Annotated in this window: 17 protein-coding genes; all 17 read right to left on the bottom strand. The window is 39.8% G+C overall.

Annotated elements, in window-relative coordinates; all coding sequences use genetic code 11:
* A partial coding sequence (locus GMD6S_RS04095) for a hypothetical protein (protein ID WP_000825984.1) occupies window positions 1–519 on the bottom strand: 519 nt, incomplete at its 3' end.
* Between the two features lie 140 nt (window positions 520–659).
* A complete protein-coding gene (gene lepA, locus GMD6S_RS04090) occupies window positions 660–2,483 on the bottom strand; it encodes a translation elongation factor 4 (RefSeq protein ID WP_001047156.1) in 1,824 nt (607 codons plus the stop codon).
* Between the two features lie 78 nt (window positions 2,484–2,561).
* Window positions 2,562–3,290, bottom strand: coding sequence for a metallophosphoesterase family protein (locus tag GMD6S_RS04085; protein WP_000133346.1), 729 nt, complete (start codon window positions 3,288–3,290; stop codon window positions 2,562–2,564).
* On the bottom strand, window positions 3,291–4,958 hold the full coding sequence (recN, locus tag GMD6S_RS04080) for a DNA repair protein RecN (protein ID WP_000923546.1): 1,668 nt from the start codon (window positions 4,956–4,958) through the stop codon (window positions 3,291–3,293).
* Window positions 4,959–4,964: 6 nt separating this feature from the next.
* Window positions 4,965–5,396: an arginine repressor gene (locus GMD6S_RS04075; protein WP_001034394.1), complete on the bottom strand. Its 432-nt coding sequence runs from the start codon at window positions 5,394–5,396 to the stop codon at window positions 4,965–4,967.
* A complete protein-coding gene (locus GMD6S_RS04070; protein WP_001041047.1) occupies window positions 5,389–6,204 on the bottom strand; it encodes a TlyA family RNA methyltransferase in 816 nt (271 codons plus the stop codon). Before GMD6S_RS04070 ends, GMD6S_RS04075 begins: the two co-directional genes overlap by 8 nt.
* A complete protein-coding gene (locus GMD6S_RS04065; protein ID WP_000743829.1) occupies window positions 6,197–7,072 on the bottom strand; it encodes a polyprenyl synthetase family protein in 876 nt (291 codons plus the stop codon). Before GMD6S_RS04065 ends, GMD6S_RS04070 begins: the two co-directional genes overlap by 8 nt.
* Window positions 7,069–7,281: an exodeoxyribonuclease VII small subunit gene (locus GMD6S_RS04060; RefSeq protein ID WP_000043226.1), complete on the bottom strand. Its 213-nt coding sequence runs from the start codon at window positions 7,279–7,281 to the stop codon at window positions 7,069–7,071. Before GMD6S_RS04060 ends, GMD6S_RS04065 begins: the two co-directional genes overlap by 4 nt.
* The gene (gene xseA, locus GMD6S_RS04055; RefSeq protein WP_000417497.1) at window positions 7,259–8,599 is read right to left on the bottom strand and encodes an exodeoxyribonuclease VII large subunit; all 1,341 of its coding nucleotides are present in this window, start codon (window positions 8,597–8,599) and stop codon (window positions 7,259–7,261) included. Before xseA ends, GMD6S_RS04060 begins: the two co-directional genes overlap by 23 nt.
* Window positions 8,600–8,727: 128 nt before the next feature.
* Window positions 8,728–9,366 (bottom strand): uridine kinase, encoded by a 639-nt coding sequence (udk, locus tag GMD6S_RS04050; protein WP_001181373.1) that lies wholly within the window; start codon window positions 9,364–9,366, stop codon window positions 8,728–8,730.
* 114 nt (window positions 9,367–9,480) lie between these two features.
* Window positions 9,481–10,359: a tRNA pseudouridine(55) synthase TruB gene (gene truB / locus GMD6S_RS04045; RefSeq protein ID WP_008289372.1), complete on the bottom strand. Its 879-nt coding sequence runs from the start codon at window positions 10,357–10,359 to the stop codon at window positions 9,481–9,483.
* 20 nt (window positions 10,360–10,379) lie between these two features.
* A complete protein-coding gene (locus tag GMD6S_RS04040) occupies window positions 10,380–11,465 on the bottom strand; it encodes an AAA family ATPase (RefSeq protein WP_000622662.1) in 1,086 nt (361 codons plus the stop codon).
* Window positions 11,466–12,266: a hypothetical protein gene (locus tag GMD6S_RS04035; protein ID WP_001288177.1), complete on the bottom strand. Its 801-nt coding sequence runs from the start codon at window positions 12,264–12,266 to the stop codon at window positions 11,466–11,468. It abuts the gene before it with no gap.
* A 9-nt stretch (window positions 12,267–12,275) separates the two neighbouring features.
* Window positions 12,276–13,946: a hypothetical protein gene (locus GMD6S_RS04030; protein WP_001262694.1), complete on the bottom strand. Its 1,671-nt coding sequence runs from the start codon at window positions 13,944–13,946 to the stop codon at window positions 12,276–12,278.
* A 6-nt stretch (window positions 13,947–13,952) separates the two neighbouring features.
* Entirely contained in the window at window positions 13,953–15,227 is a 1,275-nt protein-coding gene (locus GMD6S_RS04025; protein WP_001002609.1) for a DUF2130 domain-containing protein, read from the bottom strand.
* A 94-nt stretch (window positions 15,228–15,321) separates the two neighbouring features.
* Window positions 15,322–16,602: an O-acetylhomoserine aminocarboxypropyltransferase/cysteine synthase family protein gene (locus tag GMD6S_RS04020; RefSeq protein WP_000196314.1), complete on the bottom strand. Its 1,281-nt coding sequence runs from the start codon at window positions 16,600–16,602 to the stop codon at window positions 15,322–15,324.
* A 150-nt stretch (window positions 16,603–16,752) separates the two neighbouring features.
* Window positions 16,753–17,550, bottom strand: coding sequence for a formate/nitrite transporter family protein (locus GMD6S_RS04015; protein WP_000254787.1), 798 nt, complete (start codon window positions 17,548–17,550; stop codon window positions 16,753–16,755).
* Between the last annotated feature and the right edge of the window lie 110 nt (window positions 17,551–17,660).

Genomic DNA, 17,660 nt, shown 5'->3' with positions numbered 1-17,660 from the left:
TGATCGGAAAACCCAGGTAACGAGGTATTTCCCTGACTTAGCAATTGCATTGACAACATAGGCTTCATAGCCTCCAATGGTCGATTTGGAGCCCCAAACCTTACTGAAATCAGAGCTTTGTTCTTTGGAAGTTAAAATACTAGATGAGACATTCACAACATCCAGTTTAGCATATTCTTCTTCGCTGATATTGAACTGCTCAGCCTTGAAGGTATTCAGCGTAACAATGTTGATATCTGTTCCATCACTATACTGTATATCATTTCCACCTTCTACTTCATGGAATTGAACCCATGATTTGGGTACCTTGACAAAACCATATTCATTCGAACCGATGATTTGCGTCTCTTCCTTTTTCGCTTCAGAAACAGCAGAGCTAGAGCTACTTGTTTCCTGACTGCTAGAAGACCTAACAACCGCAGTCGAACTTTCTTCGGTTGCTGTTTGCGATTTATTGGAGCATGAAGCTAAAAAAGCACTAATAGTAACTACAGTACCTAAAATTAATAATCTTTTCATCCTACCACCTTTCCATCTGCATTATAAGAAAAATAAGGACTTCTGTCAAATTCTAACCTAATCGATTCAGTTAGTTTACGATTTTATAGCTCACATTTAAAGCAAAAACTCTTGAAAAATCTTCAAGAGTTTTTTTATTTCTATTCTTCATCCATGCTTAAGACGCTAAGGAAGGCTTCTTGTGGTACTTCTACTGATCCGATAGCTTTCATGCGTTTCTTACCAGCTTTTTGTTTTTCAAGGAGTTTGCGTTTACGCGAAACGTCACCACCATAACACTTGGCAAGTACGTTTTTACGAAGGGCCTTGATATCCGTACGAGCCACAATTTTGTGTCCAATAGCTGCTTGAATCGGCACCTCAAACTGTTGACGAGGGATGATTTTCTTGAGCTTATCAACGATGAGTTTCCCGCGTTCGTAGGCAAAGTCCTTGTGGACGATAAAGCTAAGAGCATCGACCTTATCACCATTGAGAAGGATGTCCATTTTGACCAGCTTAGATGGGCGATACTCTGACAATTCATAGTCAAAGCTTGCATAACCACGCGTCGAAGACTTGAGCTTATCAAAAAAGTCAAATACGATTTCAGCAAGTGGAATTTGATAGATGACATTGACACGATTGTCATCAATATAATCCATAGTCACAAAATCCCCACGTTTCCGCTGAGCCAGTTCCATCACCGCTCCAACAAACTCCTGTGGTACCATAATCTGAGCCTTGACATAAGGTTCTTCAATGGTCGCAATCTTAGTTGGATCTGGAAACTCTGATGGGTTAGAGACATCCATAGACTCACCGTCAGTTTGATTAACCTTATAGATAACAGACGGAGCTGTCATAATGAGGTCAATGTTGAACTCGCGCTCTAAACGCTCTTGGATAACATCCATATGGAGGAGTCCAAGGAATCCACAACGGAAACCAAATCCAAGGGCCTGAGATGTTTCTGGTTCAAACTGCAAGCTAGCATCGTTGAGCTGCAATTTTTCTAAGGCTTCACGTAGGTCATTGTACTTGTTTGACTCAATTGGGTAAAGTCCTGCAAAGACCATAGGATTCATTTGCTTGTAGCCATCTAGCGGTTCTGCTGCAGGATTGCTTGCTAGGGTCACTGTATCTCCGACACGCGTGTCTTGAACCGTCTTGATAGAAGCCGCAATATAACCAACGTCACCTGTGGCTAGGAAATCACGCCCAACAGCTTTCGGTGTGAAAATTCCGACCTCCGTCACATCAAAGGTCTTTCCATTGCTCATGAGTTGAATCTTATCGCCAGGTTTAACAACTCCGTCCATGACACGAACTTGGAGGATAACCCCACGGTAAGCATCATAAACTGAGTCGAAAATCAAGGCTTTGAGTGGAGCTGAAACATCACCAGTTGGGGCTGGCACTTTCTCTACGATTTGCTCAAGAATCTCTTCGATACCAATACCAGCTTTGGCTGATGCTAAGACCGCTTCGCTGGCATCTAGTCCAATGACATCCTCAATCTCTGTACGAACGCGCTCAGGATCGGCTGCTGGTAGGTCAATCTTGTTAATGACGGGCAGAATTTCCAAATCATTGTCCAAGGCTAGATAAACGTTAGCAAGAGTTTGCGCTTCAATCCCTTGAGCCGCATCAACCACCAAAATCGCTCCTTCACAGGCAGCTAGCGAACGCGACACTTCATAGGTAAAGTCCACGTGCCCTGGCGTGTCAATCAAGTGGAAAATATAGGTTTCGCCATCTTTTGCAGTGTAATTGAGCTCAATGGCATTCAACTTAATGGTAATCCCACGTTCACGTTCAAGATCCATACTATCCAAAAGCTGGGCCTGCATTTCACGACTAGAAACGGTCTCCGTCTTTTCCAAAATGCGGTCTGCTAGCGTTGATTTCCCGTGGTCAATATGGGCGATAATAGAGAAGTTTCGGATTTTCTCCTGTCGTTTTTTCAAATCTTCTAAGTTCATGATGCTCTTCCTTTCAGGGTATCTATTAATTATAAATTGTTTTTAACATTTTGACAAGACCATACCCTGCTAGGAGTACTAATCTTCGGCAACAAAACCATCATTCTCGATAAAGTGGTGTTCTGTCATTCCTTGGTCAGTAAAGACAATCCCATGCAAGACACCACCATAGACAGCTCCTCCATCCATGCCAATCTTGCCATCCTCTGTTATCCAAAGCTCAGCAGTACCTCGGTCTTGCTTTAGCAAACCATAAACTGGTGTATGCCCAAAGACAATGATTTTCCCAGTATGATTTTCGGCTTCGTGGAATGGCTTTCTGAGCCAGACTTTCTTGTAATCAGTCGTTTCATGCCAATCATCCAAGGTCAAATCAATACCTGCGTGAACAAAGATATATTTGTCTGTCTCTACCACAAATGGCATTTGACGAATAAATTCGACCAAGTCTGCCGCTTCAGTCGCAACACGCTTGGCATCTTCTACGCCATCAACTGGTGCATCCAAGGGACGACCTAAAATTGAGTTAATGGTTGTATCACCACCATTGCGACGATAATGGTCATAGCTTTCTTCTGGGTCATCAAGCCAAGTCAGAAACATATACTCATGGTTACCTGATAAACAAATAGCTCCTTGATTGTCGACCAAGTCTTTGACCATCTCTAGAACACGGCGACTGTCTTCACCTCGGTCAATCAAATCCCCTAGAAAGAGCAACTGAGTTTGACCATCCCAGGTCTTGAGCAGATCTTCTAGCATACCTGCCTTTCCGTGAACATCTCCAATTACATAATAGTCTGTCATTTATTTCATCCTCGTTTGCAATAATTCTCTGGCTTGGGTAAGGGCAGCTTCGGTTACATTTTCCCCAGCCAACATCTTAGCTACTTCCTCTACTCGCTCTTCTAAAGTCAAAAGGCGAACCGTCGACACCGTTGAGTGCTCATCGCTAATCTTCTCAATAAAGAATTGATAATCCGCGATGGCAATCACTTGTGGAAGGTGAGAAATAGCAAGAACCTGACCATGCTGACCAATCTTATGAATCTTTTGCGCAATGGCTTGGGCCACACGACCTGAAACTCCCGTATCCACCTCATCAAAGACAATACTAGTCTTGCCTTCTTTACGAGAAAAGGCGGATTTAATAGCTAGCATGAGGCGGGATAATTCCCCACCAGATGCAACTTTGACCAAGGGTTTAAAGTCTTCACCTGGATTGGTAGAAATATAAAACCCAACTGTTTCATTTCCTTCACGGCTGAATTTACTCTTACTAAAGCGAACCTGGAACTGTGCCTTCTCCATATAGAGATCCTGAAGTTCTTGTTTAATCTCAGCCTCAAGCTGCTGGGCCAAATCATGGCGAGCAGATGCAAGCTGACCTGCCAAATCAACAAGATTAACTTCCAATTTCTTGAGTTCTGCTTCCATATCTTCGGAAGAAAGATTATTTCCAGTCAAGAGATTGTACTCTTCCGTAATCTTGGCAAAATAAAGCAAAACATCGTCCACAGTTCCACCGTACTTGCGTGTAATAGTATTTATAAGGTCTAAGCGATTTTCAACCTGCATGAGACGATTGCCATCAAAATCCAAGTCCTCAATAATATCTTCCAAACGCTTTGTAATATCTTCTAAAACATAGTAGGTCTCAGACAGAGAACTTGAAATTTCACGGTATTCAGGGTCGTATTCTTCAACACTTTCCATGTCATTCATGGCTGAACGGACATTAGCAAGACTGGAGAATTCCTCATTGTCCAGCATACTGTAGGCATTGGTTAGCGTATCCGCAATATTTTTATGATTGAGGAGTTTATCTCGTTCTTGGTTGAGAGCTAAGTCTTCACCAGCCTGTAAGTTCGCTGCCTCAATCTCTGCCATTTGAAATTCCAACATCTCAATACGAGCCTTATGTTCCTGCTGGTTTTTCTTGACTTCCAAAACCTGCTTGCGCATTTTGCGATAGGCATCAAAGCTCGTCTGATAGGTCTCCTTCAAGTCCAAGAAAGCAGCATCACCAAACTCATCCAACATCTGGATGTGCAGTTGAGGACGCATTAACTCCTCTTGGTCATGCTGACCATGGATATCCACAAGGTGTTGCCCAATGGCACGCAAGACAGAAAGATTGACCATCTGACCATTCACGCGACTAACACTACGACCATTTTGCAAAATTTCCCGACGGATGATAATCTCATCCCCCAATTCTAAACCTTGCTCATCAAAAAGTTCCTGTAAAAGGCGACTATTTTCAACCGAAAAAAGTCCCTCAATCTCTGCCTTTGGCGCACCGTGACGAATAACATCTGTCGTTGCACGAGCCCCCAACATGAGATTCATAGCGTCGATAATGATAGACTTTCCAGCACCCGTTTCTCCGGTCAAAACAGTCATACCCTTTTCAAAATTGAGTGAAATCGCCTCAATAATGGCAAAGTTTTTTATCGAAATTTCAAGTAACATACTGACCTACCATTTTTTGACTTGTTCAACAATTTCCTCAGCTGCCTCTGCTGTTCTAGCTACAATTAAGATAGAATCATCATCAGCTAGACAGCTAAAAATCTGTTCAGAAAATGCTTCAACCAACTGACTCTTCACAAAAATAGTATTTCCAGGAATGACAGCAAGATTGATCATATTTCCCATTAACTCAGAACTCACAATATTGTCCTCAGCCAACTGCAAACTTTTGACGACTGATTTTGGCAACTCATAGATATAGGTGTTGTTCTTCAAAGGAATTTTAACAATCCCAAGCTCCTTGATGTCCCTTGAGACAGTGGCTTGCGTAGCAGAAATACCTGCTTCCTTTAAGTGCTCAACGATTTCTTCCTGAGTCCCAATTTGATAATCTGTAACAAATCTTCTAATTTTTTCAAGTCTCTCTTTTTTATTCATCTTTAAATTCTCTATGTGCTCTCTCTACAACTTTTTCTATTTCAGGAGCAACTTGGTTACTTGCTCCATCTTCCTTTTTCAAATATGCCAAAAATTCGATGTTTCCATGTCCACCTTGGATTGGTGAATAGTCTAATCCAAACACTGAAAAACCTTGTTCAACTGCCATAGCAGTGACAGATTCAAGGACATGTTGATGAACCTTGGCATCGCGAATGATTCCATTCTTTCCAATCTGCTCACGACCTGCTTCAAACTGGGGCTTAACCAGAGCCACGACCTGACCTTGATCAGCCAAGACACGGTGCAAGGCAGGTAAAATCAGACTGAGGGAAATGAAACTCACATCAATACTGGCAAAGCTCGGTTCCTGCTCAAAATCAGTCTTTTCAGCATAGCGGAAATTGAACTGCTCCATGCTGACAACCCGTGGGTCTTGACGTAATTTCCAAGCCAACTGATTGGTACCAACATCGACTGCAAAGACTAACTCAGCACCATTTTGCAACATGACGTCAGTAAATCCTCCAGTGGAAGCACCGATATCAATCGTGGTCGCTCCATCAACTGACAACCCAAAGACCTGCAAGGCTTTTTCTAATTTCAAACCACCACGGCTAACATACTTGAGTTTTTCACCCTTGAGTTTTAGATCAGTGTCATCTGGGATTTTCTCTCCTGGCTTGTCAAAACGCTCCCCATTGAGGACTGCTACAACTAGACCAGCCATGACACCGCGTTTAGCCTGTTCTCGCGTTTCAAACAAGCCCTGTTTATAAGCTAGTACATCCACTCTTTCCTTAGCCATTGATTCTCAAACTTTCTACTACTTTCACAATCGGCTCTGTTTCAAAGCTGACTTGCTGGGCAATTTCTTCTAACTTGGCATTAGCTTGATCCAAGGTTTGGTTACAAAAAGCAATGGCCTCCTCCAAACCCAGCAAGGCTGGATAGGTTGATTTTTCAGCCTGCAAATCCTTTTGTGGAGTCTTGCCGATTTCCTCAAAACTAGCTGTCACATCCAGCACATCATCTCGAACTTGAAAGGCCAGCCCAATCAATTCACCCACAGTTTTCAATTTTGCTTGGATTTCTGGTTCCAATTCCGCAATGATAGCAGCTGCTTGGAAAGGATAAGCTAGTAATTTTCCAGTCTTATTGGCATGAATGGTCTGAAGTTCTTCCAAGGATAAATGCTGGTGTTCGCCTTCCATATCTAAAACCTGCCCTGCCACCATACCTAGACTCCCTGAAGCAAGGGATAAGTTGGCAATCAAATCCACCTTGATCTGACTTGATAAATCTGCCTGCGCTATCAAGGCATAGGGATCTAGGAACAAGGCGTCTCCTGCCAATATTGCCATCGCTTCGCCAAATTTCTTATGATTGGTTAAACGCCCTCGACGGTAATCGTCATCATCCATAGCAGGAAGGTCATCGTGAATCAAGCTCCCTGTATGAATCATTTCCAAGGCCGCGGCTACCTGCGCATGAGCTGGTTGGATAACCACTTTCAGGGATTCCAAAACTTCTAGCAAAAGAAAAGGGCGAATACGCTTGCCACCAGCATGAATGGAATAGAGAACAGACTCTCGCAAACTAGAGGCAAACTGCTGGTCTCCATAAAAATCTTCCAAAGCCGATTCAACAAGAGCTAATTTTTCTTGCTTCTTCATTCAAAATCACTTTCTGTCCCGTCTTCTTGCATGACCTTAACCAAGGTCTTTTCAGCCTTGTCCAGCGTCGCTTGGAGCTCTTTTGACAAGACCATTCCCTTTTGAAAGGCAGCAATCGCATCTTCTAAAGCAATTTCACCATTTTCTAAACTTTGGACAATGGTCTCCAGTTCTGCTAGATTTTCCTCAAATTTCTTTTGTTTTGACATCTTTAACCTCTAATTCTACTTGACCATCTCGCATCAAAAGCGTCACTTGATCTTTTTTATTCAACATCTCAACAGAATCGACTACGGACTCTTCTTTTTTGACAATTGCATAACCACGAGCCACGATTCGACTGGTATCCAACATCATCAAAGCTTCTGAAAGTCGCTTGACTTCAGCAACCTTGGCATCATAAACCAGCGCCATTTGGCTGCGTAGGAGCTTGTCCAACTGACCTAGACGGTCTTGATAACGCTGGATTTTGGTAATAGGTGATAGTTGGACCAGTCGATGCGTCCTTGCTTGGACTAGTTGTCTGTTATCAGAAATCCGTGTTCGCAAACTTTGTTTTAAGCGCAGTTGTAGTTGATCTAACCGTTGCAAATAACCATCATACAAGCGCTCTGGCTGTCTAAAGATAACTGACTGACTGCATTTTTTCAGAGCTTCTTGTTTCTTAGATAGGACATTTCGGACTGCTGTTGCCATCCGTTTTTCTTGATTTTGTAAATGGCTCAAGAGATCCAACTTGGTCACAGGCGTTGCCAATTCAGCCGCAGCTGTTGGCGTCGCAGCCCGTCTATCTGCCACAAAATCCGCCAAGGTCACATCCGTCTCATGACCAACACTAGAGATGATGGGCAAACGGGATTCAAAAATAGCCCGTACCACGATCTCTTCGTTAAAGGCCCAGAGATCCTCGATGGAACCCCCACCACGACCAATAATGAGAACATCTAGGTCCTCACGTTGATTGGCACGCGCAATATTTCGAGCAATTTCCTCCGCAGCTCCATCACCTTGTACCTTGGTCGGATAGAGAAGGATATCAACACCAGGAAAACGTCTGCTGACAGTCGTGATAATATCTCGAATAACGGCTCCACTGCGACTGGTTACCACACCGATTTTCTTAGAAAATTGGGGAAGAGGTTGCTTGAATCTCTCTTGAAACAGACCTTCTTCTGTCAGTTTCTTCTTGAGTTGTTCAAACTGAATCGCTAGCGCCCCAACCCCATCAGGCTCAGCTTTCTCAATGATGATAGAGTAGCTACCGCTTGGTTCATAGACCTGCACACGCCCAATCACATTAATCTTCATACCTTCTTCCAGGTCAAAGCCTAATTTCTGATAAATCCCAGACCAGATGGTCGCTTGAATAACTGCATTGTCATCTTTTAGGGAAAAATATTGGTGAGTAGGTCGTTTACGAAAGTTGGAAACTTGACCAGTTAAATAGACCCGTTCCAAGTAAGGGTCTTTATCGAATTTCATTTTCAGATACTTGGTCAAAGTTGTTACCGATAAATACTTTTCCATCTCCACCTACTATTCATTTTCTTGCTTTTCCATGGGTATTATTATACCAAAAACATGCTTAAAAATCACCTTTTTCCTACTGAAACTAAAGGAAAAATAGAAAAAGGAGGCTAGGCCTCCTCATCTGATTATTTGCTGTTTCTCGCTTCTTCCAAAATCTTTGCAATCTTGGTCGTCAAAAGGTCAATAGCAACGGTATTGCTGACCCCTTCAGGAATGACGATATCAGCATAACGCTTGGTTGGCTCGATAAACTGGTGGTACATAGGTTTGACCACACCCAAATACTGATCAATAACGCTATCTAGACTACGGCCACGCTCTTCCATATCACGCTTGATACGACGAATAATACGCACGTCATCATCTGTATCCACAAAAATCTTGATATCCATCAAATCGCGCAGACGCTTATCCTCCAAGACCAAAATCCCCTCAACGATAAAGACATCCTGAGGCTCCTGACGATAGGCCTTGCTACTCCGTGTATGCTCTGTATAGTCATAAGTTGGAATGTCCACCGGGCGCCCTGCCAACAATTCCTTAATCTGCTCGATCATCAAGTCTGTATCAAAGGCAAAAGGATGGTCGTAGTTGGTTTTGACACGCTCTTCAAAGGTCAAGTGAGACTGATCCTTGTAGTATGAATCATGCTCAATCATGGAAATCTTTTCATCAGGAAAATGAGATAAAATGGCTCTTGAAACACTGGTCTTACCACCACCAGAACCACCTGTCACTCCGATAATGATTGGTCTATTTTGCATGCTATCCTCCGTTTTTTTATCCGTCGTCTATTCTATCACATTTTTTGCAAAATTTATAGTCTGATTTTGGATAGTCTAGGGGAAACATCAATCTATCCCCACAATCTAGTGAAACTAGCTAAAAACCTTCCTTGGTTTGTAGAAATTGCCCCTTTTTTCTAGAATGGCTAGCAATGTATCTCCCTCAAAGGCAGCCAGTTCTTGGTCTGTTTGGTCTAGCTCGATAAAACGACCAAACCGCACTTCTGTAGCCTCTTCTGGAGTTAGGATAACTTTGACAAGGTCCCCTGTACCAATCTCTAGAGGATGGAGAAAGTCCAGTTGACCAGCCTCCACTTTTTCAGCAATTTCTTTCAAAGTCAAGGCATCTTCTAACTGCAAACCAGCTGCACTAGTACGTGTTAGGTGGGACATATGGGCCGCATAACCCAGCTTCTTACCTAAATCAACCGATAAGGTACGGATATAAGTCCCCTTACTGCATTTCACACGAAAGGTAAAACGCGCAAGTTCGCTCTCATAAGAAATCGGACTTGTCCGTTCAAATTGATAAATAGTCACCTGACGTTCTGGACGCTCCACTTCCTGACCTGCACGCGCATACTCATAGAGCTTGCGACCATTAACCTTGACAGCCGAGTACATAGGTGGAATCTGAGTGATAGGCCCAGTCAGACTAGCAATCGCTTCATCGACAATGGTTTCATCCAAGAGCGACAAAACAGGGGTCTCTGCGATCACTTCTCCACTGGCATCCTCAGTCGTCGTTGAATAACCTAGAGTGATTTCCCCCTCATAGACCTTGCCCTCGTCCTGCATAAATTCGACCATACGGGTTGCCTTGCCAACCGCGATTGGCAGAACTCCCACTACATCCGGATCCAAGGTCCCACCATGACCAATTTTCTTGGTTCCCAAAATCTTACGCAGCTTAAAAACCGCATCATGCGAGGTCATCCCCGCTTCTTTTTTTAAGTTGATAATACCGTTCATGTGTTGCTTTCTGATTTCATTCATGAAATATCTTCTTCAAGAATTGTAATGTAATTATCTTTTGTAACAAAAGATAATGTGGCTAATCTTCTTGCTTGGTTCATAACTATCCTATCAAATACATTTCTTACAAATCGCCCATTTGCATTTTTATTTTCAGGATTGTTACTATGTAATTCTAAATATTTTTTTAATGTTTCTTTTGCAGAATCATGCAAAATGTATTCTTCATTTTTACAATGTGAAAGAAAAATGTCAAACATTTGGTCCACAGTATAATCTTCAAACGTAATAAAATAATTAAATCTTGATTTTAACCCAGGATTAGATTCAAAAAATTTTTTCATCAATTCATCATATCCAGCAACAATAACCACCAAATCATCTCGATAGTCTTCTAATGCTTTAGTTAACTCAGTTAAACACTCTCGACCATAACTATCACTTTTATCGTTTTCAGTAATACTATATGCTTCATCAATAAACAATACACCACCTTTGGCTTTTTGTATCAATCTCTTAACTTTAGAAGCCGTTTGTCCTTGATATTCTGCTATTAAGTCTGTTCTACTTGCCTCAATAAAGTGGCCTTTACTTAATATTCCTAATGACCGGTACATATTCCCAACGATTCTAGCCACAGTAGTTTTACCAGTACCTGGATTACCTAAAAACGCCATATGCATCGTTCTATTTGTTTTTTTAAGACCGATTTTTTCTCTACTTTGCTGAACTTTATTAAATGCGACTAGATCTTCAATCTCTTTCTTCACATTTTCTAAACCTATTAATGACTTTAAATCATTTGCTAATGCTTCAAATGATTTATTATTTGTTTCTTTCAAAATCAAATAATTTGTATCAATAACTCTAGAGCCAAGATATTTATACAATAATTCCAATATGCTAGTTTGCTTATCTTTGATTGTAGAGAATGTCTCTTTAGTAGTTAAGTTTCCTAATCGTTTTATAAACTCTAAGTCAGCATTTTTAACATTATCAACAATATCTTGAAGAATTACTTCTAATTCATAAGTACTATTTGTTAAATCATCAATTTTCTTCACTTCTGATTTTAACAACTTTAAATAAGTTTCACTAATCATCTACATTCCTTTAAACAATAGAAATAATACTATTAAAACAACAGCGACTACAAGAGTATAGAATCCTTTTCTTAGAAAAACAATCTCTTTTTGTTTCTCTTCTAGTTTTGTTTCAAGACTTTCAACAATTAACTTTAGATTATCTCTCTCTGTTATTGATTTATTATTGATTTCATCAAGGAAATTTTTAAAATTATTTTGTTTTTCTTCAACTTGTAAATGCAAATCGTTAAAACTATTTTCTATTTTCACTAATGTTTTTAGATTCGCTTTTAAAGTATCAATTTCAATTTGAATTTCACTTTGCTTCTCTTCAAGTTGTTCTAACTCTTCTAGCTTTTTATGATGTTTCTTCAATATATCAATTAAATCTTTATTCTGGTTAAAAACGTCATCTAATAGTTTTTTATTACCAGTTTGATATTCTTCTATCTCGTGCAATCCCTGCATAGCTTTATCATTTGCCTCTTTGGCTGCAATCAAAGACTTTGAAATACTTTGAATATACTCATCATCCAATATTTGGAAAGTTTCATAAATGGTATTAAATTCCTGAATAATCTTTTTAATATGCTTGTTTTGTTCAATCATTCTATTTTGAACAGCATCGGTGAGAGCATTTAAATCCTTACCTTTAACATCATATTCCATACCAATAAATCCTAGCATAGGATCGTCTTGTGGGACAGTCGGTAAATCTGATTGTTCTGGAATTTCTTCACTAAAAGCTTTCAACGCTTCTTTTTTTTCATTAAATCTTTCAGACTTTGCTAAAACCTGAATCTCTAATTCTTCTGACATAACATTCTCCTATAGTAAATCGTTTAATGCACTTTGCATTTCTTCAAGTTCACTTTGCTTTTCATCAAAGTACATTTCGTTAGCTAATAATCGCTGTTTGAAATCAATCTTTGAATTAGAAAACTCCTCTTGAACATTACCAAGAAGTTCTCTTAGTTTTTGATGGTTCTTAGCCATCTTAATGAATATATCATTTCGCTTAACAGCAACATTTTGCTCGGCAACAAAAATTTGAACATCCTGAATTCTTAACAATTCGTTTTTCTTATTAGCTTGTTTCTTTTGATTTTCCTCAATTAATTTTTTTGAAATAAATTGATCAAGTCTATTAATAATTACAGCACCTAATATACCTGTCAATAAACTCGCCAAAAACATGCCTAAGATATTTGCAATGGTCCCTAATAATGGTATTAGAGTTTGCATTCCTGATATTGTTAATAAATACTTTTCAAAATATTCTCCTAAAAACATTGCACCTACACCTACTAGTGCAGAAGTAATAATTTTTGAAATGTGAGCTATCTTAATTGCTGTAGAATGTGTTTGATTTTCTGGGTTAGATAAATAAGAAATGCTTTCTCTGATAGAACCAAATAATTGTTTAATCAAGTTTGGAAGTTTTTGTAATTTCTGGTTAAATGCGCCGATAATTTCTCCAACAATGCTTCCAACAAAACTATCTACACCTACTTTAATAAAATCTTTGATTTTGCCAAAAAATGAATGAAGTGCTTTTTTCATTTCCTCTATAAATGTATCAAAAGATTGTTTTTTTGCTTTAAAATACCTCACTAAAGCATTCATAATTTCCTTCAACATCCCAAATAATGCTGCAATAAACATAGCTTTAACTGCATCTTTACCTGCCTTGTTCGCCATTCTTACAGAAGCTTTCTTTGCAATATCCTTATTAATAGCTTTCTTCGCTGTTTTTTCAGATTTGAGCATTTTCTTCGAATCGGCAGCTAATTTATCATTTAATCTTTTATTATTTTCAGCTTTAAGATTTCGCTTTTCGGCATCTGAGATATTCATCTTATCAATTTTCTCATTGGCTCTTTGAACTTGATTCCTAAGTTCTTTTTCCCTCAGTTCTCTATTCTTTATATATTCACTATTGGATTTTGCTCCTTTACTTTTATTAAGTGATTCGTTTGTTGCAGCAAGATTTTCTGATTTGTTTGCTAAATCCGCAGTTTCTATATCAGCAATCTTTCTCCAAGGATTTTCAAAAATTTGTTTACGTGCTACAACGTGATCTAAATTAGCTTTTTCATTTACTTTTAATGTTTTTCCGGTGTATTCATCCTTCAAGTTTCCTGATTTTTGCTTTTCTTTCATAGCATTATTTGCATCAGTATACCTTGTATCTTTTAGTATCTTACTACCTTCTTTTTTTGTATAGCCATTAGGGTTATTATCATTATACTGCTTAAGAAGAGTATCACTTGTCATATCTAAGCCAATTTGATTCGCAAATTGATCCCAGATTTCATCTAAAATAACATCTCCTAGTTTATCTGGTGAACTAATTTCTTTACATTCTATTTCTAATTTTTCGAGATTAGAAAACTCCATTGTAAATTGCTGTTCCAATAGTTCTTCTAATTCGTCATAATTTAAATTTTCAGACTCATTTACTTCTTCAGTATTCAATACTAATAATTCATTTGCCACTGCTTTCTATTCTCCCTTCAAGGCATCAAACTTCGCTTTCATGGTTGGATTTTTTCGGGTCAATTTTTTAACCGAAACATCTTCCAACTTATTGTTTGCGAGGCGGAGTTGGTTTTCGGATGTGGTTAGGAACTTCTTGACCTCTTCCATGCGTTTGATGGCCTTGTCGATTTCATCAATAGCTTTGCCAAAGTTGGTCGAAGCAGAGTTGTAGTTCTTGGCAAAAGCTAGTTTAAAGGCATCCAAATCTTCCTCAAAATGCGTAATATCGATATTTTGCTCGCGAACCAAGGCCAACTCCTGCTTGTATTTTAGAGAATTAAGCGCTGCATTACGCAAGAGCCCAATCAACTGAATAAAGAATTGAGGACGAACCACATACATCTTTTCATACTCATGACTGACGTCCACAATCCCAGTGTTAAAGTAGTCATTATCTGCCTCAAGCATGGTCACTAAAACCGCATACTCGCAGTTCTTTTCCCGACGGTCCTTGTCCAATTCCTTGTAAAAATCTGCATTCTTATGCTTCTTCTCCGTCCCATCCGCTTCGTTTTTCATTTCAAACATGATGGAAATGAATTCTAGACCATTTTCATCAAAATCACGGAAGATAAAGTCCCCCTTAGATCCTCGCGCAGAAACCTTGTTATCCTTCTCAAAGTAGGCATTTGGAAAGGCAAAACTACGAACCTTGTTAAACTCACTCTCTGCATACTGTTCCAAACTTTCCCCGATAGCTTTTGTGGATTGTTGGGCTTTGAAATTCTTATAGAACTCGACCTGTTCACTAGCCGCCTTGAGCTGGGCTTCGTAATTTTGCTTGAGGGAAGCTAGAGATAACTCATTTTCCTTTTCTTGTAAAAGGAGCTGGTTTTTGACCTGATCGCGCTCTTTTTCAAGGTTAGAAAGGGTCTTTTGCAGTTGATTTTCATGTTCTAAACGCAAGGTAGCCAATTGGTTTTCCAAGTCCTGTACTTCCTTGTCCTTTGCCAATAAAGCCTGATGACTGGTTTGTTCAACCTCTTTCTTAGCCAGTTCTTTCTCTGTATCAAAGTTTTGGATTTGACTCTGTAATTGCACAATTTCTTGATCCTTCTGAGCCAGTTTAGACTGTTGCTCATTCATGGCCTTTTGCTCAGCTAAGGCCAGCTCCTGCTTCATTCGATCGTGCAGTTCCTTATCAAACTCAGCCGTTCTCACTTGGGATAAGAGTTCGGCATACTGACTCTCATTTACTGTAAAGACTTCCCCACAGTTGGGACATTTAATTTCGTTCATAACTTTCCTCTTTCTAGACTTCTGTAACCATTATATCATGCCTGAGGGAAAATCAAAAACAGTGAGTCGAAACCCACTGTTTATATCAGTTACTTTAAATTTTTTCCAAGGCCAAACGCAAATCTTCAATCAAATCCTCTACATTTTCAAGTCCGATAGACAAGCGGATTTGGTTTGGTGTGACACCTGCTGCTTCTAGATCCTTTTCTGACAACTGACCGTGGGTGGTTGTCGCAGGATGGACAACAAGAGATTTGGCATCTGCCACGTTTGCAAGGTCAGAGAAGATTTCCAAATTATCAATCACCTTGCGAGCTTCTGCCTCTCCGCCTTTAACATGGAAGGTAAAGATTGAACCAACACCTTTTGGCAGATATTTCTCAGCCAAGGCATGATATGGACTGTCAGCTAGTTTTGGATAGTTGACTTTTTCTACCTTAGGATGGTTGACAAGGAAATCAACAATTTTCTCTGCATTTTGCACATGGCGTTCGACACGAAGAGAGAGAGTTTCAAGCCCTTGGAGCAAGAGAAAGGCATTAAATGGTGACAAGGCAGCACCTGTATCACGGAGCAATTGAACACGAACAGCGATAATAAAGGCTGCTGCACCCACATCACGAGTATAGCTCAAGTTGTGGTAACTTGGGTCTTCCTCAACAAATTGAGGGAACTTCCCTGAAGCTGCCCAGTCAAAACGACCGCTATCAACAATCACTCCTCCAATAGTCGTACCATGCCCACCGATAAACTTAGTTGCTGAGTGAATGGAAATATCTACACCGTGAGAGAAGACGTTAATCAAATATGGTGTGGCAAAAGTGTTGTCTGAAACGAGAGGAATCTTGTGTTTATGCGCAATCTCAGCCAATTTTTCTAAGTCAGGAATGTTAATCAAGGGATTCCCCAAGGTTTCAATCAAGACAAGCTTTGTATTGTCATTGATAGCTGCTTCCACTTCTTCCAAATTATCCACATCCACAAAGGTTGTTGTGATTCCATAACGAGGAAGGGTTTCTTTCAAGAGGTTGAAGGTCCCACCGTAAATAGTTGACGCAGCCACCACATGGTCACCTGCGTGAGCAAGCGCCAAAATAGTGTAGGTTACAGCAGCCATACCTGATGCTGTCGCTAGCGCTCCAACACCACCTTCAAGAGCAGCAATTCTTTCCTCAAAGGCTGCTGTTGTAGGGTTTGTGATACGAGTATAAATGTTCCCTGGTTTTCTCAAGGCAAACAAATCGGCACCTTCTTGCGTGTCATCAAAAACGAAGGATGTTGTTTGATAAATCGGTACTGCACGAGACTTAGTTGCTGGATCAACTACTTGCCCAGCATGTAATTGTAGGGTTTCAAATTTAAAATCACGAGTCATAAGACGACCTCCAAATAGCTTCATTAGGGATATTGTATCATCTTGGGCTAGTCTTTTCCAATACCGTTTTTCTATATTTTGATATAAGGAACAACTATGACTAGTCTTACACATCAAACAAAAAAGCACGATTCACTCGTGCTCATTTCTTTAATCTACATAAGTATCTTCGTTTTTGTTGAGGAAAGCGTATGGCAAGCCCATCAAGAGACCTCCTCCGATAAAGTTTCCGACAAAGGTTACACCCCAGTGACGAAGAATATTAGGTATGTCAAAGTTAGCAATTGAATCAGCAGCAACACTAAACTTAACAATCGCAAAAGAAGCAAAGTTCGCAGCAATGTGTTCGTTTGTTAAGAATACAAACATGTAAATTGCTGATAAGACAAGCCAAAGTTTGGCGCCTCCGTCTTTCACCAAAACAAATGAAAGAATGGCAATGTTTACAAAGATATTGGCTAAAATACCTTCAAGTAAGACTAACTCATTTGAACGACCTAACTTCATCTCTACAACCCCTGAAATGAAGCTATCATGTGTTAGATTTGCATAGGCTGCTGAGTGGGCAAATCCCCAACCTGCTATCAAAGCTCCGATGAGATTGAACAAGGTACAGTAAAGTAAAATCTCAGCTGTTTTTCTCCAAGAAATTTTTTTCAAGAAACTACCAGCTGTCAAAAACATCATATTTGAAGTTACCAGCTCAGCATTCAAGAAAACAATGTAGGCCAATCCCCAAGCAAAAACAAATGGGAAGAGAAAACGTCCACTACCTGGAGCGATCTTATTAATCAAGTCAGCCCCAACTGCACCCGCAGCTGTACTAAATGTTAGAAAGGCACCTGCAAACATGGAACGAATCGCATACTTAAACTTACTTTGGCTATAAAGACTTTCTTTCTTCTTACAAGCAAATTCAATCTTTGAAATAAATTCTGAAGAGACCATAAAAAACTCCTAAACTTTTATTTGTGATAATTATAACATAATTCTTGTTTTCTAGAAAGCGTTTTCCGTAAATTTCTAAAATATTTATCTTAAAAATCTATATCGTAAGG

This window comes from Streptococcus sp. GMD6S (assembly GCF_000297015.1).
The sequence above is the reverse complement of the archived record's forward strand: the minus strand, read 5'-3'. Positions and strand labels throughout refer to the sequence as shown.